Below are 22,227 nucleotides of genomic sequence, written 5' to 3' on the forward strand. Positions count from 1 at the left end.
CCGCCCCCGGAAACGCCGAGATCCCGCCCGGTCTTTCGACCGGACGGGATCTCGTGACGTTCACGAGAGCTACTCGCGAACTGTCGTCTGTGGACCTGTGGGGATTTGAACCCCAGACCCCCTCGATGCGAACGAGGTGCGCTACCAGACTGCGCCACAGGCCCTTGCGACGTGTGAAACATTAGCACCCCCGCGCCGGTGCTCCAAAACGCGTATGCACGAGGGTCCGCGCAGGTCACCGATCACTCGTTCGCCGCCCGCGGGCGGTCCTCGCTCTCGTACTGGTCGAAGAGCGGGGTGCGGCCGCGGCCCTGGCCGCGGGGGCGCTGGGCGGTCCGGTCCTGCGCGTCGTCCTCGCCGGTGGCCGGAGCGGGGACCGCCGGCTGGGCGCGCAGGCGGGGCTCCGTCGGCTCGGCCGTGCTGGAGCGGGTCGCGCTCCAGGCGTCCGGGGTCAGGGGGCCGGTGGCGCGGGGGGCGACCGGGGCCGTCACGTACGTCGGCAGCGGGACCGGGACCGGCTCCCAGCTGTCACCGCGGACGGGGCCGCGTTCGCGCTCGCGCTGCTGGTCCACCCACTCGGCGTGGTCGGTCTGCTCGACCAGCGCGCGCCGTCCGGCCTCCTGCGGGGAGACCGGTGGGGCAGGGTCCGGTTCGCTGCCCGCCTCCGCGCTCTCCTCGGGGTGGCGGCGGCGCGGGCGGGCCTCCCGCAGCTGCCGCGCGGCCGCCTCGGCGCGCCGCCGGTCCATGGTGAACTCGTAGCGCCGCCGCTCCTGGACCCGCAGGTGCGCGATGTACGCGCTCAGCAGGAGGGCGGGCACGGCGGGGGCCCACAGGTAGCGCAGCCCGCCCACCGCCGCGACGACGGCGCCGGCGGTGAAGACCAGGAAGAGGAGTGCGGTCGTACGCCGACGGCGTGCGAGGACCTGGAGGCGCTGTTCCCGCCGGGCCCGCTCCGCCCGGTGTTCCCGCTCGGCGGCCGCCGAGCGCGGCTCCGCCCTGGTCGGGGACACGCCGAAGGCCCGGGCGCCGGCGTCGACGGAATTCACCGTTTCCGTCTCGGCGTCCGGGTCCGCGTGGGGCTCGGGCTCCGCCTCCTCGTCACCGCGCTCACGCAGCCCCTTGGCGTAACGGCGCTCCATTCCCGCCCGGCCGGAAAGCAGCCGAATGGCAGTGGAGAAGCGTTCCGTCGGACGGGCTTCGTTCAGCTCGTCCTGCCTCCGGAGCCACATGGGCACCAAGTAGGCGGCCCAGGCCCCGACAATGACTGCGTAGATGAGGCCGCTGCTGCTCACACCTCACACCGTAGAGGGGCGCGGGCGAGGGGATCGGCCAATTGGGCCGGTGTGTCGCGCGTTCTCGCTGATATCACGGACTTTTTTTGTGATTCTTCGGATCAGGTTATGGGCGAATCGGTTACCCCGGGCCATTAATTCGAACACAGATTCGTTTATCGCTGTGTCCGGGCACGGCCGGTTCGTCATCCCTATTTCGGCGGGGACTGCGAGTGGCGCGACCGGTGCCAGCGGCGCAGCAGCCCTTCCGGCACCTCCTCCTCGGTGATCGCGTACACGAGGTGGTCGCGCCACGCGCCGTCGATGTGGAGGTAGCGCGGACGCAGTCCCTCCTCGCGCAGGCCCAGCTTCTCCACGACCCGTCGGCTCGGCCCGTTCTCGGGGCGGATGCACACCTCGATCCGGTGCAGGCCGACCTTGCGGAAGCAGTGGTCGACCGCCATCGCGACCGCCGTCGGCATCACGCCGCGGCCCGCCACGTCGCGGTCCACCCAGTAGCCGATGTGCGCCGCGCACATCGACCCCCAGGTGATGCCGGCGACCGTCAGCTGGCCCACCAGCCGCCCCTGGTACTCGATGACGAAGGGCAGCATCCGGCCCGCGTTCGCCTCCGCCCGCAGGTGGCGGACCATCTGGCGGTACGTGGGCCGCTGGATCACCGGCCCCCACGGCGCGGGCGGCGGGATCGTGGCCTCCCACGGCCGGAGCCAGTCGCGGTTGCGCTGGTTGACCTCGCGCCAGTCCTTCTGGTCGCGCAGTTTTATCGGCCGGAGCGTGACATCGCCGTCGGTCAGGACCACGGGCCAGGTGGGGCCGTTCAGCTCGCACTCCCGGAGGGTCCCGCCGGTCTGGGGTGGTCGCCGCCGCGGATCTGGTCCACCGCGTGCGACAGGATGCGGGACAGAACCGCGAGGCCGTCGCGCACCCCGCCCGTGGAACCGGGGAGGTTGACGATGAGGGTGCGCCCGGCGACGCCCGCCAGGCCCCGGGACAGAGCCGCGGTCGGCACCTTCGCCAGGCCCTCGGCGCGGATCGCCTGCGGGATCCCCGGGATCTCGTAGTCCAGCACCCGCGCGGTGGCGTCCGGGGTGCGGTCGGTCGGCGAGATCCCGGTGCCGCCGGTGGTCAGGATGACGTCGTACGCGGCGGCCACGCCCTCGCGCAGGGCCCGCTCGACGGGGTCGCCGTCCGGGACGACCCGCGGGCCGTCCACCGTGAAGCCGAGCTTCTCCAGGGCCTCGGCCAGCAGCGGGCCGCCCTTGTCGGCGTACACGCCCTGCGAGGCCCGGTTGGACGCCGTGACGACGAGAGCCCTCCCGAGGGACTCCGCGGCCCCGGCCGGGGCCGCGCCGGCCTCCGGCGCCGCCACCGCGTGGTGGCTGTGCACCTCCCCGCCGCGCGGGGCGTTCACGAGCGCGTCCAGTCGCCGGACTTGCCGCCGGTCTTCTCCTCCACCCGGACGTCCGTGATGACGGCGCCCTTGTCGACCGCCTTCACCATGTCGATCACGGTGAGGCCGGCGACCGCGACGGCGGTCAGCGCCTCCATCTCGACGCCCGTGCGGTCGGTCGTCTTCACCGTGGCGAGGATCTCCACGGCGTCGTCGGCGACCGACAGGTCGACCTTCACGCCCGAGACGGCCAGCGGGTGGCACAGCGGGATCAGGTCGGGGGTCTTCTTCGCCCCCATGATCCCGGCGATGCGCGCTGTGGCGAGGGCGTCCCCCTTGGGCACGCCCTCGCCGCGCAGCAGCTCGATCACCCGGGGGGAGACCAGTACGCGTCCACTGGCGCGCGCCGTCCGGGTGGTGACGTCCTTCGCGGAGACGTCGACCATCCGGGCCGCACCGGCCTCGTCGATGTGGGTGAGCCTGCTCTCGGTACTCATTGCTGTGCCGCTCCGCTCTGGGCCCCCGGGGGCCTGTGTGGTGCGACACACGCTACCCGCACGGGCCGCCGGAGGGGCGCCCCGGGGGAACGGCTCCGGGCCCGCCCGCGGCGACGACGCGGCTCAGCCGAGCAGGACCACTTCCAGCTCGGTTCCGGGCTCCACCGAGGTGACGTCCTCCGGTACGACCATCAGCGAGTCGGCGTGCGCCAGTGCGGCGATCAGGTGGGAGCCCGATCCGCCGACCGGACTGACCGTGCCGGTCTCGGCGTCGTACTTGCCGCGCAGGAACTGGCGGCGGCCGGCCGGGGAGCCGAGTGCCTCGTCGGCCTTGAGCACGGCCCGCACGCTCGGCCGCCGGACCTCGGACTCCGGCAGCCCCATGAGGGCGCGGATCGCGGGGCGCACGAACAGCTCGAAGGAGACGTAGGAGGAGACCGGGTTGCCGGGCAGCGCCAGCAGCGGGGTGTGGTCCGGGCCGATCGTGCCGAAGCCCTGCGGCTTGCCGGGCTGCATGGCGAGCTTGCGGAAGTCGATCCGGGTCGCGTCCACGTCCACGTCCGCGTCGCTGTCGCCCGTACCGGACGAGCCGGACGAACCGACGGAGGAGAGGGCCTCCTTGACCACGTCGTAGGCGCCGACGCTGACGCCGCCCGTGGTCACCAGCAGGTCGGCCCGGATCAGCTGGTCCTCGATGGTGGAGCGCAGGGTGTCGGCGTCGTCGGCCACGGCGCCCACCCGGTAGGCGATGGCGCCGGCGTCCCGCGCGGCCGCCGCCAGGGCGAAGCTGTTGGAGTCGTAGATCGTGCCGGCGGTGAGCGGCTCGCCGGGCTGGACCAGCTCGCTGCCGGTCGACAGGACCACCACGCGCGGGCGCGGGCGCACCCGGACGGTGCCGCGCCCGATGGCGGCGAGCAGGGCGATCTGGGGCGGGCCGAGCACCGTGCCGGCGGCGAGGGCCAGGTCGCCCGCCTGGACGTCGCTGCCGCGCGCGCGGACGTGCGCCCGCGCCTCGGCCGCGCGGTGCACCCGTACCTCGCCGCCCGCCTGCTCGGGGGCGGCGCTGGCCGGGGTCATCCCGGGGGCGGCGCCGCCTCCGGTGCCGCCGTCGGTCCACTCCACCGGTACGACGGCTTCCGCACCGGGCGGCAGCGGGGCCCCGGTCATGATCCGCGCGGCCTCGCCGGGGCCGACGGTGGGCAGCTCGCCGCTGCCCGCCGCGACGTCCCCGATGACCGTCAGCACCGCGGGGAACTCCTCGCTCACACCCTGAACGTCGGCCGTGCGGACGGCGTAGCCGTCCATGGAGCTGTTGTCGAAGGGCGGGAGGGCGACGGGCACGGTGACGTCTTCGACCAGGACACAGCCCTGGGCGTCCAGCAGCTGGAGCTCGATCGGCTCCAGCGGCCGGACGGCCCCGAGGACGTCCGCGAGGTGCTCGTCCACGGACCACAGACGGTGGCCGCCCGCCGGTCGTGGATGCTGCGGTGCGGAACTGCTCAAGGTGCTACATCTCCTCCGTGACGTAACGGTGAAGCCAGGTGCGGAACTCGGGGCCCAGGTCCTCGCGCTCGCACGCGAGGCGGACGATGGCCCGCAGGTAGTCGCCGCGGTCCCCGGTGTCGTAGCGACGGCCCCGGAAGACCACGCCGTGCACCGGGCCGCCGACGCTCTCGTCGGCGGCCAGCTTCTGCAGGGCGTCGGTGAGCTGGATCTCCCCACCGCGGCCCGGCTCGGTCTCCCGCAGTATGTCGAAGATCGCGGGGTTGAGGACGTAGCGTCCGATGACCGCGTAGTTGCTGGGGGCGTCCTGGGGCTCCGGCTTCTCCACGAGGCCGGTGATGCGGACCACGTCCGCCTCGTCGGTGGCCTCGACGGCGGCGCACCCGTAGAGGTGGACGCTGGCCGGGTCGACCTCCATGAGGGCGATGACGGTGCCGCCGGTGCGGGCGTGGATGTCGGCCATCTGACGCAGCAGCGGGTCGCGCGGGTCGATGAGGTCGTCACCGAGGAGGACGGCGAAGGGCTCGCGGCCGACGTGCGGCTCGGCGCACAGCACCGCGTGGCCCAGGCCCCGCGGGTCGCCCTGGCGGACGTAGTGCATGGTCGCGAGGTCGCTGGATTCCTGGACCTTCTTCAGTCGGTCGTCGTCGCCCTTGGCGATGAGGGCCGACTCCAGCTCGTAGTTGCGGTCGAAGTGGTCTTCCAGGGGACGCTTGTTACGCCCAGTGATCATGAGGACGTCATCGAGCCCGGCCGCGACGGCCTCCTCCACCACGTACTGGATGGCCGGCTTGTCCACAACCGGGAGCATTTCCTTCGGGGTCGCCTTGGTCGCCGGAAGGAAGCGGGTGCCGAGGCCAGCGGCCGGAATGACGGCCTTCTTGATCACGGGGTGCAACATAGTCATGGCCAGAACGATAGTGGGTCCTGCCGAACGCCCGACGAGTCCGCGGTCAGTAGGTCCATATATGCCCTGATTCGAAGGAAATTTGATTCTCGTGGCAGAGAAACCGCCCACGGCGTCCGCCAAGTCCGAGCTGCGCCGGGAACTCCTCGCGGCCCGTCGCGCCTTGTCCCCCGACGCCCGCCGCACGGCGGCCGCGGCGCTCGCCGTGACCGCTCTCGAACTGCCCGAACTGGCCGGTGCGCACACGGTCGCGGCGTACGTCTCGGTCGGCGGCGAGCCCGGCACCCGCGCACTCCTCGACGCCCTGCGCGCGGCCGGAAAGCGGGTGCTGCTGCCCCTCCTGCTGCCCGACAACGACCTCGACTGGGCGGCGTACGAGGGCCCGGGCAGCCTCGCCGAGGTGGCGCACCCGGGCAGGATGCTGCTGCTGGAGCCGTCCGGCCCGGCGCTCGGCCCGGACGCGGTGACGGGGGCCGACGCCGTGCTGCTGCCCGGGCTCGCGGTGGACGGGCGCGGCATGCGGCTGGGCCGCGGCGGAGGCAGTTACGACCGGGTGCTCCAGCGGCTGGAGCGGGCCGGGGCGCATCCGGCGCTGGTCGTGCTCCTCTACGACGACGAGGTGGTCGCGCGGGTCCCGGAGGAACCGCACGACCACCCCGTACAGGCGGTGGCCACCCCCTCGGGGGTGCGCCGCTTCAGCTCATGAGGCGGCCGGCCTGAGGGTCAGGGTGTCGACCGTGGCCTTGTCGACGGCGTCCTTGCCGAAGGGCCACTCCAGCAGCTCGCCCTTGGCCCACATGTGCGTCTGGTCCGTGTAGTGGGAGTTGTACGCGTGGCCCGAGGCGCCCGTGAGGTTGATCCAGCGGGACTTGTCGAGGTCGTTGAGGTTGACGACCATCCGCATCGACGGCACCCACGTGACCCCGTAGCCGCTGGAGGCGTTCCAGCCGGTGGCGTTGACGGTCGCCTCGCCGCCGCCCACGTTCCACGGGCCGCGGTTGAGGAGCCACTGCATGAAGCCGGGGCCCTCGGTGCCGATCGTCTGGTTCTTCAGGTTCAGCTGGTGCAGCCGGCCCCAGCTCCAGGTGGACTGGTCCTTGCCGAGCTTGGCGGTCAGCTCCCAGCGGGCGTCCGCCATGGCCCGCGCGAACAGCTCGTCGCGGGTGGTGGTGGCCGGCTTGTTCAGGCCCTTGGCGGGCGCGCTCCACCAGGCCGACTTCTCGTCCTTGACCAGGCGGCGGACCACCTCGAACCAGCGGTCGCCGCCGTCGGGCTGCGCCGAGTCCGCGTCACGGGTGCCGCACTCGCGGACCGTCTTGGACAGGTCGTCGGCCGGGCCGGTGCCGTTGCCGAGGACGTTCATGCAGCTGCCCTCGATGCGCAGCTCCTTGGGCATCTTGTCGCCGAAGGACAGCTTGAGGATGTTGCGCCAGACCGCGTTGAAGTAGGCCGCGGCCGCCGAGTCGGACTCCTGCGTGTAGTTCCAGCCGTCCAGCAGCTTCTGTGCGGCGCGCACGCCCGGGTCCGAGATCTGGATCTTCGACAGCATCGGGGTCAGGAGCGCGGCGATCTCGCTGCTGTTGTCCATCTGCATGGTGCGCATGTCGTCGGTCGAGATCTTGCCGCCGTCCTTGATCTTCGCCTCGATGAGGTCGTTGATCCGCTGGCTGCGGGCGCCGTAACCCCAGTCGGTGGTCAGCAGGTGCGGGTACTTGCCCGCGCCGGTCCCGCCCTCCGCGACGGCCTGGTTCGCGGTGACGATGTAGCCGCGCGAGGGGTTCTGGTCCCAGGGGAGCTCGTTCTGCGGGATGTAGCCGGTGTTGCCGTCCCGGCCGCCCTTCCAGGCGTACTTGGAGTCCCAGCCCGGGGCGGGCATCCGGCCGTCGCCCTGGCCGCGGACCGGGATGCGGCCGGGGGCCTGGTAGCCGATGTTGCCGCTCTGGCCCCTGTTGTCGGCGTAGATCAGGTTCTGCGAGGGGACGTCGAAGTCGGCGGCCGCCTTGCGGAAGTCGTCGAAGTTCTTGGCCTGGTCGAGCTTGAAGACCGCGTCCATGGTCCTGCCCGGGTCCAGCGCGGTCCAGCGCAGGGCGATGGCGTAGCCGTCGCCGCGGTCGGGGGCGGAGACGTCCACGGGGGCGCGGGTGCCGACCGTACCGAGCTCCTCGCTGCGGTCGGAGACGAGCGGGCCGTTGTTGGTGGTGCGGACCGTGATCTTCTTGCTGGCGCCGCCCGCGACCTTGATGACCTCTTCGCGCAGGCCGAAGGGGATCACCCGGTTGTCGTAGACGTAGCCCTCGGGCTTGATCTGCTCCAGGTAGAGGTCGGTGACATCGGCGCCGAGGTTGGTCATGCCCCAGGCGATGTCGGCGTTGTGGCCGATGACCACGCCGGGCATGCCGGAGAAGGTGAAGCCGGCCACGTCGTACTTGCACTGGGCCGAGACGGTGCGGCAGTGCAGGCCCATCTGGTACCAGACCGAGGGCAGTTGCGGCGACAGGTGCGGGTCGTTGGCGAGCAGCGGCTTGCCGGTGGTCGTGTACTTGCCCGAAATGACCCAGGAGTTCGAGCCGATGCCGCTGCCGTTGGGGCCGAGGATCGCGGGCACCTTCTCCAGGGTGTCGGCCAGGGCGCTCAGCTGGGTGCGCAGGCCCACGGTCGCGCCCTGGGCGGTGGCGTTGCCGGCGAGGCCGGTGGGGTCGCCGGCGCCCGCGGCGGTGGAGGCCTGGGACGCGGCGGGGCCGCCGCCCGAGCCGCTGCCGGATCCGGAGCCGCTGCCCGAGCCGCTGCCGGAGTTCCCGGTCTGGCCCTGGGGGGTGTACTTCCCGCCGTCGACCTTGCCGCCCTCGACGACCGGCTTGTTCCGGTCGAAGGGGTACGGCGGGTAGAGCTCGGCGATCTGCGCCTGCGAGAGCTTGCCGGTCATCAGCGCGCGGTCGATCTCGTCCTGCATGTTGCCGCGCAGGTCCCAGGCCATCGCCTTGAGCCAGGCCACCGAGTCCACCGGCGACCACTTCTCGGGGGCGTAGCCGTCGCTGAGCCCCAGGGCGGCGTGCTCGACGGAGAGGTCCTTGCCGGACTTCCCCTTCAGGTACGCGTTGACCCCGTCGGCGTAGGACTGCAGGTTCTTCTTCGTCTCGGCGGAGAGCTTGGTGTCGTACTCCTCCTGCGCGACCTGGCGCCAGCCCAGCGTGCGCAGGAAGGCGTCGGTCTCGACCTGGCCGGCGCCGAACATCTCCGAGAGCCGCCCCGAGGTCATGTGGCGGCGTACGTCCATCTCCCAGAAGCGGTCCTGCGCGTGCACGAAGCCCTGCGCGCGGAAGAGGTCGCCGTCGTTGTCCGCGTAGAGCTGGGGAATGCCGTTGGCGTCGCGCTTCACCTCGACCGTCCCGGTCAGGCCGGGCACGTCGAGGGAGCCGGTCGTCTGGGGGAAGGAGGCGCGCACGCCGTCCACGCTCCAGTACGCCCCGTAGCCGAGGCCCGCGACGAGTCCCAGGACCAGTACGAGCACGATCAGACGGGCGCGTCGTCCCTTCTTCTTGACGGGAGGAGCGGTTTCGTTGGCGGGCATCGCTGTCCTTAGAGGGGCAGGGTGGTCCTGGGAGTGCTGGGAGCAACCATAGGCGCAGGACCGACTCCGTTGATCCGCCAGGGGTGGAGGCCGTGTGGAGGGCCTGTATTCCGCGACGGTCCCGGAGGCGGCCGGAAAACGATCTACCGGCGGCTCCGGCGGTCCCGAGGACAGGGGCGGACAGCCGTTTCACAATGTGGTTATCGCGTAAAGGGCGCGTCAAAGATTAGGTAAGGTAACGAACTACTTGCCGAACTTGTCGCCGGGAGGATCGATCCGCCGGGCGCATTGAGGAGGGCCGCCCGCTGACTGTGCACACGCTCAATGAGCTCCTGCTGGTCTGCTCGCTCGTACTGCTCGTCGCCGTGGCCGCGGTGCGGGTCTCGTCACGCAGCGGCCTGCCCAGCCTGCTCATCTACCTCGGCATAGGCGTCGCCATAGGCCAGGACGGCATCGGGAACGTCGTCTTCGACAACGCCGAGCTGACCCAGGTCATCGGCTACGCCGCCCTCGTCGTGATCCTCGCCGAGGGTGGTCTGGGCACCAAGTGGAAAGAGATCAGACCGGCGCTGCCGGCCGCGATCATGCTGTCACTGGTGGGCGTGGCGATCAGCGTGGGCGTGACGGCGGCGGGGGCGCACTACCTCGTGGGGCTGGAGTGGCGCCAGGCGCTGCTGATCGGCGCGGTCGTCTCCTCGACGGACGCGGCGGCCGTCTTCTCCGTGCTGCGGAAGGTCCCGCTGCCCTCCAGGATCACGGGCGTCCTGGAGGCCGAGTCCGGCTTCAACGACGCACCCGTCGTCATCCTGGTGGTGGCCTTCTCCACGGTCGGCCCGGTGGACGACTGGTACGTCCTGCTGGGCAAGATCGCCCTGGAACTCGCCATCGGCGCCGCGATCGGCCTGGCCGTGGGCTTCCTCGGCGCCTACGGCCTGCGGCACGTGGCACTGCCCGCCTCCGGCCTCTACCCGATCGCCGTGATGGCCATCGCGATCGTGGCATACGCGGCCGGCGCGATGGCGCACGGCTCCGGATTCCTCGCGGTCTACCTGGCGGCGATGCTCCTGGGCAACGCCAAGCTCCCGCACTGGCCGGCCACGCGCGGCTTCGCCGACGGGCTCGGCTGGATCGCCCAGATCGGCATGTTCGTACTGCTGGGCCTGCTGGTCACCCCGCACGAGCTGGTCCGCGACTTCTGGCCCGCGGTCGTCATCGGCCTGGTGCTGACGATGGTGGCTCGGCCCCTGGAGGTCTTCCTCAGCCTGCTGCCCTTCCGGATCCCGTGGCAGGAGCAGGTCCTGATGTCGTGGGCGGGCCTGCGCGGCGCCGTGCCCATCATCCTGGCGACCATCCCGATGGTGTCCGGGATCGAGGGCAGCGACCGCGTCTTCAACATCGTCTTCGTGCTGGTCGTCGTCTACACCCTGGTGCAGGGGCCGACCCTGCCCTGGCTGGCGCGCAAGCTGGACCTCGGGCAGAGCATGGAGACCGCGTCCGACCTCGGCATCGAGTCGGCGCCGCTGGAGAAGCTGCGCGGGCACCTGCTGTCCTTCGCCATCCCGCCGGCCTCGCGGATGCACGGCGTCGAGGTGAGCGAGCTGCGGCTGCCGTCCGGGGCCTCGGTCACGCTGGTCGTCCGGGACGGCAGGAGCTTCGTACCGGCGCCGACGACGGTGCTGCAGCACGGGGACGAACTGCTCGTGGTGGCCACCGACCCGGTCCGGGACGCGGCGGAGGCACGGCTGCGGGCGGTGGCCCGGGGCGGCAAGCTGGCGGGCTGGCTGGGGACCGGCAACGGATCCGCGTCGCATTAGAGCGGCGTTCTAATTCGGCCGGATTCGGCGAGATCTGCCCGCCCCTATGCGGACATATGCGGTTTTTTGAATGCGAAGCTCTCGTTAATCGCAGGTGAAGGCACGGGCTGTCGGCACAATCACAGGGCGTGATAACGGGTTCCCCTGTACGATGAAGGCACAACAGATCGAACCAACTCTGCCTGACGCAGAGCTGGCGCGACCGCAAAGCGGCCGTGGCACCCCCCGCAATGGGCGCCCAGGTATCACTCGGTTATGCGCAAGAGGACAGCTCTCGGGGCTCCCAACACGTACGGGTGCGACCGCTCACAAAGCACGGCACCGTCCGCAGACGGGGATGCTCTACCAGGCAGCGGAAAGGCAAGGCCGTGACATCCGCGGTCACGACCGACAAGTCCGCCCGCCCCGGCTACGGGCAGCTCCTGCGCACGCCGGGCGCCCTCGGCTTCGTACTCCCCGGCTTCGCAGCCCGGCTCCCCTTCGGCATGCTGACCATCAGCATCCTGCTCCTGGTCCAGCACACCACCGGCTCCTACGGCAGCGCCGGCATCGTCGCCGCCGTCACCGGCATCTCGATGGCCCTCTCCGCCCCGCTGATGGGCATCTTCACCGACCGGTTCGGCCAGAGCGCCGTGCTCGTGCCCGTCGTCCTCGCGCACGCCGCCGCCGTCACCGGCCTCGCCGCCCTGGCGCTGGCCGACGCCGACGTCTGGCTCCTGGCGCTGGCCGCGATCCCTGCCGGCGCCTCGGTCCCGCAGGTCGGACCGATGGTCCGGGCGCGCTGGGCCGCCAGGCTGGAGGGCTCGCCGCTGCTGCCGACGGCCGCCGCCTTCGAGTCCGTCACCGACGAGTTCACCTTCGTCGTCGGCCCGGTCCTGGCGACCGCGCTGTGCACCGGTGTCCACCCGGCGGCCGGCCTGGTCACCGAGGCCACGCTGACCCTGCTCGGCGGTCTGCTCTTCGCGGCCCGGCGGGCCTCCCAGCCCACGACGCACGCCCCGTCGGCCACCGGCGCGAAGCGCGCGTTCGCACTGTCATACCCAGGTCTGCGCGTCCTGATCTTCGCCTTCCTCGGGATCGGCGCCGTCTTCGGCGGCATGCAGGTCTCGCTCGCCGCCTTCTCCAACGAGATCGGCAACCCCGGCGCCAACGGCCTGCTCTACGGCGTCTTCGCGGCCGGCAACATGATCGCGGGCATCGCCATGGGCGCCGTCGCGTGGAAGATCGGCCCGCGCCGACGGCTGATCCTGGGCTACATCGGCCTCACCGCCGCCGCGTCCGTCCTGTGGGCCGCGAACTCGGTGATCCTGCTGGGCGCGCTCGGCCTGGTCGTCGGCCTGTTCATCGCCCCCGCCCTGATCACCGGCTACACGATGGTCGAGCAGCTGATCCCCGCGAACGCCCGGACCGAGGCCTTCACCTGGCTGACCGGTTCGATCGCCTTCGGGCAGGCCGTCGCGGTCATCCTGGCCGGCCGCCTGACGGACGCGCACGGGTCCTCGTACGGCTTCCTGGTGCCGATGGCGGCCACCGCGCTGGCGCTGGCCACCCTGCTGGCGCTGCGGGCGAAGCTCGCCCCGAAGGCCCCGAGCCGGATCGTGAACTCGTCCGCGCCGGACGGCGAGGCCGCGGCCGCCGATGCCGTCACGGTCGGGGCCACCCCCGCCGCCACCTCCTCGCAGGCCCCCCGTAACCGGGTGAACGAGCGTGGGATGGGTCACCGCGTGCCGGTGGCGGTGGACTGATCCGCCGGAATGCGTCACCATGGAGCGTCGTTAGCACTCATTGAGTGAGAGTGCCAGGAGGAAATTCGTGCCGACCTACCAGTACCAGTGCACCGAGTGCGGTGAGGGCCTTGAGGCCGTGCAGAAGTTCACCGATGACGCGCTGACCGTGTGCCCGAACTGCGACGGACGCCTGAAGAAGGTGTTCTCCGCGGTCGGCATCGTCTTCAAGGGCTCCGGTTTCTACCGGAACGACAGCCGTGGCGCCTCGTCGAGCAGCACCCCTGCCTCGAAGCCCGCCTCCAGCTCGTCGGCGTCCTCGACGTCGACCGCCGCCGCTCCCGCCGCTTCGTCCTCCTCGACGTCGTCGAGCACGAGCAGCAGCTCCACGTCGGCCGCCTGACCGCTCCTTCCCGAGGCCCCGCCCGCCCCACCGGGCAGCGGGGCCTCAGGCATGCCCGGTTAGGGTGAGCGGCATGGTGAACGCAGAGATCGGTGTCATCGGCGGCTCGGGCTTCTACTCCTTCCTGGAGGACGTCTCGGAGGTCCAGGTGGAGACCCCGTACGGGCCTCCGAGCGACTCCCTGTACGTGGGCGAGCTGGCCGGCCGGTCGGTGGCCTTCCTGCCCCGGCACGGGCGCAGCCACACGGTCCCGCCGCACAGGATCAACTACCGGGCGAACCTCTGGGCCCTGCGCTCGGTCGGTGTCCGCCAGGTGCTCGGCCCGTGTGCGGTCGGGGGCTTGCGGGCCGAGTACGGGCCGGGCACGCTGCTCGTTCCCGACCAGCTGGTCGACCGTACGCAGAGCCGCGCACAGACCTTCTTCGACGGGGTTCCGCTGCCGGACGGGAGCGTCCCGAAGGTCGTGCACACCACCTTCGCCGACCCGTACTGCCCGGTGGGCCGGTCGGTGGCGGTGGCCGCGGCCCGCGGGCGGGACTGGGAGCCGGTCGACGGCGGCACCATGGTCGTCGTGGAGGGGCCGCGCTTCTCCACGCGCGCCGAGTCCCGCTGGTACGCCTCGGCGGGCTGGTCGGTGATCGGCATGACGGGTCACCCGGAGGCGGTCCTCGCCCGTGAGCTGGGGCTCTGCTACACCTCGATGGCGCTGGTCACGGACCTGGACGCGGGTGCCGAGACCGGCGAGGGCGTCTCCCACACGGAGGTGCTGAAGGTGTTCGGCGAGAACGTCGGACGCCTGCGCGAGGTCCTCTTCGACGCGGTGGCGGCGCTGCCGCCCGCGGAGACCCGCGACTGCCTGTGCACGCACGCGCACGACGGCTGGGACCTGGGCATCGAGCTTCCGTAGTCCGGAGCCGGGCCGGCCGGGGCGCCCGGTCGTGGGCTGTCACATCCGGGGCGGCTGTCCTGTCTTCCTCTGTGAAGGCCCAGTCGGGACAGACAGCTCCGGGAGATGACAGTCGTGCCTCGTATCTCGCTCACCCCGCCCCGCACCCTGCTGACGCGCATCGGTGCCTGGTACTCGCGACGCACCTACGGCAAGGTGCTCGACCCCGGCCAGGCCTACGGGCACAACGCGCGCGTGCTGTTCTCGTACGTCCGCCTGGAACAGCGGGCGGCGAAGTGGAACGCGCTGGACGCCGGTCTGAAGCACCTCGCCGTGATGGCGGCGGCGGCCCGCATCAACTGCTCGTGGTGCCTGGACTTCGGCTACTGGGAAGGCCGTCAGCAAGGGATGGGGGCGGAGAAGATCGAGCGGGTGCCGCAGTGGCGGGAGGCCCCCGAGATGTTCAGTGAGCTGGAGCAGCTGGTCATGGAGTACGCCGAGGCCATGACCGAGACCGAGCCGGCGGTCACGGACGAGCTCGCCGCGGCACTGGTCGCGCGGCTCGGGGAGGCGGCGTTCGTCGAACTCACGGCGGTGGTCGCGCTGGAGAACTGGCGCTCGCGCGTCAACAGCGCCTTCGGCCTGACCAGCCAGGGCTTCTCGGAGTCCTGCCAGGTGCCTGCCGGGGGCCGGTGACGCCGACAATGACGGCGTGAACACCGACTTCTCCGCATCCTGCGGTTCTTCCGGCCGCGCCGGCGACGACCGGGTCATCGTGGCCCTCGACTTCGCCGACCGACGGTCCGCCGAGGTGCTCGTGGAGCGCCTCGGGGACGCGTGCGGCTCCTACAAGATCGGCCTGGAGCTGCTGACCGCCGCGGGCCCCGGACTCGCGCGGGACCTGGTCGCGCGGGGGCGCGAGGTCTTCCTCGACCTGAAGCTGTTCGAGATCCCGAACTCGGTGGCGGGCGCCGTCCGGGCCGCGGGCGCGTTGGGCGCGTCGATGGTCACGGTGCACGGCATGGGCGGTACGGGGATCATGGCCGCGGCGGTGGAGGCGGCCCGGGAGTTTCCGCGGCTGCGGGTGCTCGCGCTGACGGTGGTCACCAGCATGACCGCAACCGATCTCGCCGACATCGGCGTCGGGGCGGGCGCCGAGGAGCAGGTGCTGCGGCTGGCCCGGCTGGCGATGGGCGCGGGCTGCGACGGCGTCATCGCCTCACCGCGCGAGGCCGGGCCGCTGCGGGCGCTGCTGGGGCCGCAGCCGCTGATCGTGACGCCGGGAGTGACGCTGGGGCCCGCGGAGGGCGGGGCGGGCGGGCACCTGGGCGGGCACGCCCGGCCTGGGACGCCCGGGGCGGCCTTCGCGGCCGGGGCGTCGCACGTCGTGGTGGGCCGGTCGGTCGCGCGGGCGGCCGACCCGGTGGCCGCGCTGCGGCAGGTCCGGAAGGCCGCGCGCGAGGCCTCGGGGGCCGGGCTCCGTCACTCCGGGGGGTGAGGGGGTTTTCCACAGGCTGGGGACCGTCCACAGGCGTGAGCGGGATCCGGCGGGAGGCCGGATCGTGGGGTGTGTCCGGGCGGTGGGTCCGGGCACAGGAACTCACTGCGTCTGGTGGTGCTCATCATGTCCCGTACGTCCGCGACGTCTTCGTCCTCTTCCGCAGCCTCCCCCCGGTCCTCCTGCGCGGCCCCGGCCCCGGCCGTGGCCCCGGCCGTGGCAGCCCCTGCGGGCCTGCCTTCCCGCTCCCTCTCCGGGTGCGCGACCTCAACCACCTGTCCTCCCCTGCGTCCCGTCCCGCCGTTCCCGCCGCTGCGGGTGGGCCGCGGGTCGGGCCGGCTGCGCCGGGCCGTGCGGCGCCGGCGGCGGGCCGTCTCGGCCGCCCTGGCCGTCGTGGCGGCGGCACTGGCCGTGGGGGGCACCGAGGCACAGGCCTCTCGGGGCGCGCCGCCTCCCGTGGTGAAACCGCCGCCGGCGGCGGTGCGGATGGTCTCGGCGCCCGTGCGCATCGCGGATGCCGCGACGGTGCGGCTGCTGCGGCCCGGGGACCGGGTGGACGTGGTCGCGGCGGAGCGGGCGCAGCCGCCCAGGGTGGTGGCGGCGGGGGCCAGGGTCGCCGAAGTCCCCGTCGCGGAGCAGGGTGTCGGGGACGGCGGAGCGCTGGTCGTCCTGTCCGTGCCGCGGGAAACCGCACGGGCCCTGGTGGGGGCGGGCGCGCTGACGCGACTGGCGGTGACGTTGTGCTGACCTGCACGCACGATCGGTCAATTCACCTCAAAGTGACGGCCGATTGGACACACCGCGCCCGGACTGCCGTAACTTTCGGAACCGTTGGCTCCGTGTTCGGCTCCTGTGAAGAAGGGCTCAGCGATGAGCGAGAAGAGGGAAAGCGTACTGGCGGGCTTCAAGGCCTTCCTGATGCGCGGCAACGTGGTCGACCTAGCGGTGGCCGTGGTGATCGGCGCCGCGTTCACGAACATCGTGAACGCGGTGGTCAAGGGGATCATCAGCCCGGTGGTGGGCGCGGTGGGCACGAAGAGCCTGGACGGCTACAAGTCCTGCCTGAAGTCGCCTTGCGCCATCGGCCCCGACGGCCAGCCGACCGGGGTCGAGATCCTCTGGGGGTCGGTGCTGAACGCCACGCTGACCTTCGTGATCACCGCTGCGGTCGTGTACTTCCTCATGGTGCTGCCGATGGCGAAGTACCTGGCGCGTCAGGAGGAGCGCCGCAAGGCCCGCGAAGGGGCCCAGGAGATCGTCGAGATCACCGAGCTGGAGGTCCTCAAGGAGATCCGCGACACCCTGGTCGCGCAGCGCGCGGGCGGCGGTGTCGGCGGCCAGGCGGGTTCGCGCGACGGGTTCTGACCGGGCCGGCCGCCCCGGCCGGTCAGATGTGGTGCGGTGGCTTCTCGTCGAGGAAGCGGGCCAGGTCGGCCGCACTTCCGCCGGTGGGCGGCCGCTCGCCCCAGCCGCGGTCCGTGTCGTCGGACGACTGCTGGTCCAGCGGGTCGTCGAAATCGATTCGCGGCTTGGGCCTGGGCCGGCGGGCCTCGGGGGCGGAGCTCTGGGGCTGCGGGTCGGAGGCGGGGGTGCTGCTCATGCCTCCAGGGTACGGCCGCCGGTGGTGGCGGCCCGGCCGTGATCACCGGTGCTTCGGGCCGAGGAGCCACGGGCCGATCACCACGAGGAACGACAGGCTCAGGAATCCCGCTCCCCACCAGGCCGTCCCGGTGTTGCCGTCCATCCACTCGTCGATCGTGACGGGTCACGCCCGGAGCTGTGCGACGACGACGGTGAGGGCCGCCACCGGACGGGCGTTGAGCTTCGAGGACCGCTCCGGCTCCTGCTCGGTGGCGGCGCCCGGGCCGGGGCCCGTGTGCCGGATCCGCGGATCGCCGTATCCGCTGGTGGGGCGGATCGGCGGACAGCGTTCGGCGCACCGGCCGGTTCAGCCCCGGTCGGCGCCAGGGCAGCCGAGCTGCCGGGTCATCTCGGGGCGGGAGTCGCCGAGCTGCCGCGCCTTCGCCGGAACAAGGTCCCGTCCTGTGCGGCGCGTTGGTCCGGGCGGCGCCCGGGGCACAGCGGCACAGCGGCCGCCCGGGGCACAGCCGGCGCCCGGACAGCGCGCCCGACCTGCCGGAAGCCGGTTCCTCTGGTCTTCTGGCCGCTATGGCCTACTCCCCCATGACCGCCCGCAGCCGCGAAGAGGACCACCGCACCTCGACACCGCTGGAGCTGTTCTTCGACCTCTGTTTCGTCGTCGCGATCGCCCAGGCCGGCGCCCGGCTCGTGCACGCGCTCGCGGAGGGCCATCCCGGGACCGGGGTGATCGGCTACTTCTTCGTCTTCTTCGGCGTGTGGTGGGCGTGGATGAACTTCACGTGGTTCGCCTCCGCCTACGACTGCGACGACGTCCCGTACCGGATCGCGACCCTGATCCAGATCGCCGGCGTCCTCGTCTACGCGGCCGGGGTCACCGAGGCCTTCGACGAGATGGACTGGACGGTCGCCGTCATCGGCTACATCATCATGCGCGTCGCTCTGACGGCACAGTGGCTGCGGGCCGCCGCCGGGGAGAGCGGCGCCGCCCGCACCGCGGCCCTGCAGTACGCGGCCGGGCTGGTGATCTGCCAGGCCGGCTGGGTGGCGCTGCTGTTCGCACCCGACGACGCCAAGGGGTGGCTGTTCCTGGTGCTGGTCGCGGCCGAGCTGATGGTTCCGGTGATCGCGGAGCGCGGCCACCAGACGCCCTGGCACGCCCACCACATCGTCGAACGGTACGGACTGTTCACCATCATCGTGCTCGGCGAGACGATCGCGGCGAGCACGGTGGCCGTGAAGTCGGCGCTCGACGAGCACGAGGCCCTCGGCCTGCTGCTCCCCATCGCCGCCGGCGGGCTGCTGATCGTCTTCGCCGCGTGGTGGATCTACTTCGCCGTACCGATGCACGAGCACCTGACGTCCAACCGGGAGGCCATCCCGTGGGGCTACGGCCACCTGCTGGTCTTCGCGTCCGGTGCGGCGATCGGTGCGGGCATCGAGGTCGCGGTCGAGCACGCGGTCGGCAAGGCGCACATCTCCCAGGTCTCGGCGAACGCCGCCGTCATGGTCCCGGCCGCGGCCTTCCTGTTCATGGTGTGGTTCCTGCACTCGCGCCACTTCAAGCGCGGTATCGCCCAGCAGCTGGTCCTGCCGGTGGCCGCCCTGGTCATCCTCGCCTGCACCTGGACGGGTGCCTACGCCGTCCTCTACGCGGGTCTCGTCGGGGTGGTCGCGGTCACCGTCGGCGTGATCCTGGCCGAGCGGCCGGGCGCGACGGCCTAGCGGCAGGGGCGGCGGGACCGTCACTCCCGCGGCCCCGCCGCCGTTCTCCAGCACAGAACGAGCAGGACGAACCGCATCGACTGGAGGCCCGGCCATGACACTCCCGGCACAACGCCACGGCACCGACCCCGGGCGGGAGTTGGCCGAGCCAGGCTTCTGGCAGCAGCCGCCCGCCCACCGGCTCGCCGCCTTCGCCCGCCTGCGCGCCGCCGAAGGCCCCGTGTTCGTGCCCGAAGGGGCCGGGCACTGGGCCCTCGTCCGGCACGCCCATGTCCAGGAGGCCAGCCGGCTGCCCAAGGTCTTCGCAAGCGCCCCCGGCGTGACCACCCCCGAGCCGGCCCGTTGGGTCCGCGCCCTGTTCGGGGACTCGATGGTCAATCTGGACGGACCGGACCACGCGCAGTTGCGCAAGATCGTCCAGCGGGCCTTCACCCCGCGCCTGCTGGCGGCGGCCGAGGCCGACATTCACGCCGTCGCGGCCCGCATCGTGGACGACGTCCTGGCCGACCGGCCCGACGAGTTCGTCTCGGCGGTGGCCTCCCGGCTGCCGCTGGAGGTCATCTGCAACATGATGGGGATCCCCGAGCGCCACCGCGCCGAGATCGCCGACCGGGTCAACCACGCCTCCGAGAACATCGGCGTGGAGCGCGGCCTGGCCTCCCGGCTGCGGATGCCCGGCCGCGGGCTGCGCGCCCTCGCCCGGATGCAGCGGATGGTGGCGGGCATCGGCCGGGAGCGGCGCAAGCACCCCACCGACGACCTGATCTCGGCGCTGGTCTGTGCGAACGTGGACGGCCAGGCCCTCGGCGCGCGCCAACTCGGCGCCTTCTTCTCGCTCTTGATGGTCGCCGGGGTGGAGACCACCCGCAATGCCATCACGCACGGGCTGACGCTGCTGACCGACCACCCGGACCAGCGCGACTTGCTGCTGTCGGACTTCGAGAAGTACGCGGACGGCGCGGTGGACGAGATGATCCGGCACTCGACGCCGATCATCCAGTTCCGCCGGACGGTGGTGGCCGAACACGCCCTGGGCGGCCGCGACTTCCGGCCCGGCGAGAAGGTGGTCCTCTACTACGCCTCCGCCAACCGCGACGAGGCGGTCTTCCCCGACCCCGACGCCTTCGTCATCACCCGTTCGCCCAATCCGCACCTGGGCTTCGGCGGCGGCGGGCCGCACTTCTGCCTGGGCGCGCACCTGGCCCGGGTGGAGATGAAGGCGCTCTTCCGCGAGCTGCTGACCCGGCCGGTCGGGCTGCGCGCGGTGGGCCTGCCGGACCTGGCGGGCTCGAACTTCGACAACCGGGTCCGCTCGCTCAGGTTCGCCTTCGAGCGGCCCTGAAGGGCGACGCCGAGGGGCGCCCCCGGGGGAGGGGGGACCCGGCCACCGGGCTGGCTGGGAGCCCGGCGGCCGGAGCGGGTGGGGCGGGCGCCCGGCGCGCGAGCGGCTACTTCTGCAGGCGCCGCACGGACAGCACGCAGTGGGCGCTGCCCGTGAGGACCTCCTCGTCGCCCGCGAAGGCCTGCAGGGTCTTCGCGTCGACCGGCCGCCCCGGGACCGCCTCGGGCCAGGCGCGCGTGGCGAAGAGGAAGTACGCCTGCCCGCTCTCGTCCGCCGCGGCGACCCACTCGTCGGGGGCGGTGCACTGCGCGTTCATCCCGGGCAGGGTGAGCGCGATCTGGTTGCCCTCCAGAAGGATCTGCACGGGGAAGCCGGCCGGGTTGCGGGTGCCGTCCATGACGACGTCGCCGATGGGCAGGCCGATCTCCTCCAGCAGCCCGCGGGCTGCCGCCTCACCGGCCTCCCGGCCACCCGGGCCGTCGCCCAGGGTGTAGGCGAGGAGGTACGGGATGTCGTGCGCCTCGGCGGGGTCGCCGATCCAGGCGAGCACCGAAAGGGTGCCGAGCTGGGACCGGTCGATTTCGGCTTGAGTAGAAGTCATGCGCCGCACCCTAGTGGTCGCGCGCCCGGGCCTTTCACGGCCTTTCACCCGGGCGGGCTAGACCGCCCAGAATCCCTCTCCGGAATTCGCCCGGATGTTCGCGTCCTGGTATTCGAGCCGCACAATGCGCGCGTTTTCCGGGATTTCGAACACGGCCCACCCCTCTGCCCGCTCACCGACCTCCAGGGAATCGAAGACGATCGGTTTGCCGGTCGTCAGCTCACCGGTGGGCACCACCGGGTGTCGCTGCCCCGCGCCGTCGTGCGCCCACATGCGTCCGAGCGCCCCGTACGAGGCACCGCCCACGTTGACGAAGGACATCGAGGCGGCCACCCAGCGCTTGCCGGCGGCCGGGGCGAAGTGCTTGTCCGCGCTGATCGCGGGGTTCACGAAGGCGCCGAGCACGACCTCCAGGTGGCGGCCGACCTGCGTGCCGTGCACCCGGACGGCGTCACCCACATGGGCATCCCCCGCCCCGGGCCGGACCGGGGCGCCCTCGCCCCCCGGAGCCCCGTCGTCCACCGGGACGGCCGGCGCCGCGGCCGGGGCGAGGGCGTCCCCGTCGGGGACGCCCTGGCAGGCGGTGGCACCGAACAGCAGCGACGACAGGAGGGCGAGGGCTGGGAGGGCGGAGAGGGCGGGTAGGGCGGGCTGGCGCATGCGAGATCCCTTCGGGCACGTATTTCGGCCAGTTTCACGCGCCCGGGCCGGCAATTGCACCCAGCGACACGAGTGTGCGGAGCGAGTGCCCGCGGCCACCTGCCAGCACAATGCGTTCCGGCGGAATCCCGCCACCCTCACCCCCTGGAGGAAGAATGCGCATCCCCGCCCGCCGAATGGCCCTGGCGGCCTTCTCCGCACTGGCCGCCACCACGCTGTTCGGCGCTCCGGCCGGCGCGACCGTTTTCGACCAAGGTATTTCCGTACATCACCACGCGTACGTCGCGGCGGACGGCACCGTCACCCTTTCCGGTTCGTACCACTGCGAGCAGGCGTCACCCACGGGGGCGATGCAGATCAAGGCGACCGTCGAGCATGAGGGCGGCAAGCTGAGCATCGGCGCGGAGCAGCCCGTCTGCGACGGCAAGGAGCGCCGGTGGGTGGCAACGGCCCCGGGCCGCTGGGTGCACGTTCGCCCGGGCCACGCGGTGGTCACCGCCGAACTCCAGGAGATCCACCTCTCGGGCCTGATGCCGAAATCGGTCGCCACGGTCGCCGAGGCCACGGCGGACGTCGAGGTCCGCGAGCACTGAGCAGTGCGGGACACGCGGCACGCGCCCTCCCGGTAGCCCCCGCTACCGGGACCGGCACTCGGGGGCGACGCCCGTCATCGACATGAAGGCCACCGCCTGGCAGCCGGGGTCCGCGTGCGGCCGCCCCGTCGTCCAGTCCACGACCGTCGGCACCCCGGCGGCCAGCAGGAGCACGGCGAGGACGCCGGTCACGGCGCCCTTGTTCAGCCTGCGCACAGCACGTTC

At 72.2% G+C, this 22,227-nt stretch carries 23 protein-coding genes, 1 tRNA gene and 1 pseudogene; 12 read left to right on the forward strand and 13 right to left on the reverse strand.

All coding sequences use genetic code 11. The features are described 5' to 3' along the window. Positions 1 to 90: 90 nt before the first annotated feature. From AB0F82_RS10330 to galU, 7 genes are all read right to left on the reverse strand, one after another. Positions 91 to 164, reverse strand: a tRNA-Ala gene (locus AB0F82_RS10330). 78 nt (positions 165 to 242) lie between these two features. Next, the gene (gene sepX, locus AB0F82_RS10335) at positions 243 to 1,292 is read right to left on the reverse strand and encodes a divisome protein SepX/GlpR (protein ID WP_362625508.1); all 1,050 of its coding nucleotides are present in this window, start codon (positions 1,290 to 1,292) and stop codon (positions 243 to 245) included. A gap of 191 nt (positions 1,293 to 1,483) precedes the next feature. Then, positions 1,484 to 2,092, reverse strand: coding sequence for a GNAT family N-acetyltransferase (locus AB0F82_RS10340; protein WP_356811869.1), 609 nt, complete (start codon positions 2,090 to 2,092; stop codon positions 1,484 to 1,486). Between the two features lie 17 nt (positions 2,093 to 2,109). Then, a complete protein-coding gene (locus tag AB0F82_RS10345) occupies positions 2,110 to 2,661 on the reverse strand; it encodes a MogA/MoaB family molybdenum cofactor biosynthesis protein (protein WP_356811882.1) in 552 nt (183 codons plus the stop codon). A gap of 38 nt (positions 2,662 to 2,699) precedes the next feature. After that, positions 2,700 to 3,179: a cyclic pyranopterin monophosphate synthase MoaC gene (gene moaC / locus AB0F82_RS10350; protein ID WP_045321795.1), complete on the reverse strand. Its 480-nt coding sequence runs from the start codon at positions 3,177 to 3,179 to the stop codon at positions 2,700 to 2,702. Positions 3,180 to 3,302: 123 nt separating this feature from the next. Continuing rightward, positions 3,303 to 4,682, reverse strand: coding sequence for a molybdotransferase-like divisome protein Glp (gene glp, locus AB0F82_RS10355; protein ID WP_362625511.1), 1,380 nt, complete (start codon positions 4,680 to 4,682; stop codon positions 3,303 to 3,305). 4 nt (positions 4,683 to 4,686) lie between these two features. After that, a complete protein-coding gene (galU, locus tag AB0F82_RS10360) occupies positions 4,687 to 5,589 on the reverse strand; it encodes a UTP--glucose-1-phosphate uridylyltransferase GalU (RefSeq protein ID WP_356811867.1) in 903 nt (300 codons plus the stop codon). Positions 5,590 to 5,680: 91 nt separating this feature from the next. Here galU and AB0F82_RS10365 point away from each other — a divergent pair, with 91 nt between their 5' ends. Beyond that, positions 5,681 to 6,295, forward strand: coding sequence for a 5-formyltetrahydrofolate cyclo-ligase (locus AB0F82_RS10365; RefSeq protein ID WP_362625513.1), 615 nt, complete (start codon positions 5,681 to 5,683; stop codon positions 6,293 to 6,295). Here the strand turns inward: AB0F82_RS10365 and AB0F82_RS10370 are convergent. Beyond that, positions 6,290 to 9,157: a penicillin acylase family protein gene (locus tag AB0F82_RS10370; RefSeq protein WP_356811865.1), complete on the reverse strand. Its 2,868-nt coding sequence runs from the start codon at positions 9,155 to 9,157 to the stop codon at positions 6,290 to 6,292. The genes AB0F82_RS10365 and AB0F82_RS10370 overlap by 6 nt on opposite strands. Positions 9,158 to 9,468: 311 nt before the next feature. Between AB0F82_RS10370 and AB0F82_RS10375 the strand changes: the two genes are divergently transcribed. From AB0F82_RS10375 to mscL, 8 genes are all read left to right on the forward strand, one after another. Then, positions 9,469 to 10,971, forward strand: coding sequence for a potassium/proton antiporter (locus AB0F82_RS10375; RefSeq protein ID WP_362625515.1), 1,503 nt, complete (start codon positions 9,469 to 9,471; stop codon positions 10,969 to 10,971). A gap of 368 nt (positions 10,972 to 11,339) precedes the next feature. After that, positions 11,340 to 12,716 (forward strand): MFS transporter, encoded by a 1,377-nt coding sequence (locus tag AB0F82_RS10380; protein WP_362625517.1) that lies wholly within the window; start codon positions 11,340 to 11,342, stop codon positions 12,714 to 12,716. Between the two features lie 67 nt (positions 12,717 to 12,783). Beyond that, complete coding sequence (locus AB0F82_RS10385; protein ID WP_362625519.1) at positions 12,784 to 13,098, forward strand: FmdB family zinc ribbon protein; 315 nt, start codon at positions 12,784 to 12,786, stop codon at positions 13,096 to 13,098. 73 nt (positions 13,099 to 13,171) lie between these two features. After that, on the forward strand, positions 13,172 to 14,005 hold the full coding sequence (locus tag AB0F82_RS10390) for an S-methyl-5'-thioadenosine phosphorylase (protein WP_362625521.1): 834 nt from the start codon (positions 13,172 to 13,174) through the stop codon (positions 14,003 to 14,005). Positions 14,006 to 14,119: 114 nt separating this feature from the next. Then, entirely contained in the window at positions 14,120 to 14,680 is a 561-nt protein-coding gene (locus AB0F82_RS10395) for a carboxymuconolactone decarboxylase family protein (protein ID WP_362625523.1), read from the forward strand. 16 nt (positions 14,681 to 14,696) lie between these two features. Beyond that, the gene (pyrF, locus tag AB0F82_RS10400) at positions 14,697 to 15,482 is read left to right on the forward strand and encodes an orotidine-5'-phosphate decarboxylase (RefSeq protein ID WP_362625525.1); all 786 of its coding nucleotides are present in this window, start codon (positions 14,697 to 14,699) and stop codon (positions 15,480 to 15,482) included. A gap of 318 nt (positions 15,483 to 15,800) precedes the next feature. Further along, entirely contained in the window at positions 15,801 to 16,229 is a 429-nt protein-coding gene (locus AB0F82_RS10405) for a hypothetical protein (protein ID WP_436842063.1), read from the forward strand. A 123-nt stretch (positions 16,230 to 16,352) separates the two neighbouring features. Further along, positions 16,353 to 16,847: a large conductance mechanosensitive channel protein MscL gene (gene mscL / locus AB0F82_RS10410; RefSeq protein ID WP_362625529.1), complete on the forward strand. Its 495-nt coding sequence runs from the start codon at positions 16,353 to 16,355 to the stop codon at positions 16,845 to 16,847. Between the two features lie 22 nt (positions 16,848 to 16,869). Here the strand turns inward: mscL and AB0F82_RS10415 are convergent, their stop codons facing one another. Both AB0F82_RS10415 and AB0F82_RS10420 read right to left on the reverse strand, forming a co-directional pair. Then, positions 16,870 to 17,082: a hypothetical protein gene (locus tag AB0F82_RS10415; protein ID WP_362625531.1), complete on the reverse strand. Its 213-nt coding sequence runs from the start codon at positions 17,080 to 17,082 to the stop codon at positions 16,870 to 16,872. A 42-nt stretch (positions 17,083 to 17,124) separates the two neighbouring features. Beyond that, positions 17,125 to 17,455, reverse strand: a pseudogene (locus tag AB0F82_RS10420) (hypothetical protein). Between the two features lie 196 nt (positions 17,456 to 17,651). Between AB0F82_RS10420 and AB0F82_RS10425 the strand changes: the two are divergent. Continuing rightward, on the forward strand, positions 17,652 to 18,806 hold the full coding sequence (locus tag AB0F82_RS10425) for a low temperature requirement protein A (RefSeq protein ID WP_362625533.1): 1,155 nt from the start codon (positions 17,652 to 17,654) through the stop codon (positions 18,804 to 18,806). A gap of 94 nt (positions 18,807 to 18,900) precedes the next feature. Continuing rightward, a complete protein-coding gene (locus AB0F82_RS10430) occupies positions 18,901 to 20,148 on the forward strand; it encodes a cytochrome P450 (RefSeq protein ID WP_362625535.1) in 1,248 nt (415 codons plus the stop codon). 106 nt (positions 20,149 to 20,254) lie between these two features. On the opposite strand, the gene AB0F82_RS10435 is transcribed toward AB0F82_RS10430, so the two are convergent. Together AB0F82_RS10435 and AB0F82_RS10440 are read right to left on the reverse strand one after the other, a co-directional pair. Next, complete coding sequence (locus AB0F82_RS10435) at positions 20,255 to 20,749, reverse strand: DUF5949 family protein (protein ID WP_356811854.1); 495 nt, start codon at positions 20,747 to 20,749, stop codon at positions 20,255 to 20,257. Between the two features lie 57 nt (positions 20,750 to 20,806). Then, positions 20,807 to 21,409: a hypothetical protein gene (locus tag AB0F82_RS10440; RefSeq protein WP_362625537.1), complete on the reverse strand. Its 603-nt coding sequence runs from the start codon at positions 21,407 to 21,409 to the stop codon at positions 20,807 to 20,809. A 155-nt stretch (positions 21,410 to 21,564) separates the two neighbouring features. On the opposite strand from AB0F82_RS10440, the gene AB0F82_RS10445 reads away from it, so the two are divergent. After that, entirely contained in the window at positions 21,565 to 22,002 is a 438-nt protein-coding gene (locus AB0F82_RS10445; protein WP_362625539.1) for a DUF6299 family protein, read from the forward strand. Between the two features lie 42 nt (positions 22,003 to 22,044). Here AB0F82_RS10445 and AB0F82_RS10450 read toward each other — a convergent pair whose 3' ends face one another. After that, a complete protein-coding gene (locus AB0F82_RS10450) occupies positions 22,045 to 22,218 on the reverse strand; it encodes a hypothetical protein (protein WP_362625541.1) in 174 nt (57 codons plus the stop codon). Positions 22,219 to 22,227: the final 9 nt, after the last annotated feature.

This window comes from Streptomyces virginiae (assembly GCF_040638905.1).
Classification (GTDB): Bacteria; Actinomycetota; Actinomycetes; order Streptomycetales; family Streptomycetaceae; genus Streptomyces; species Streptomyces virginiae_B.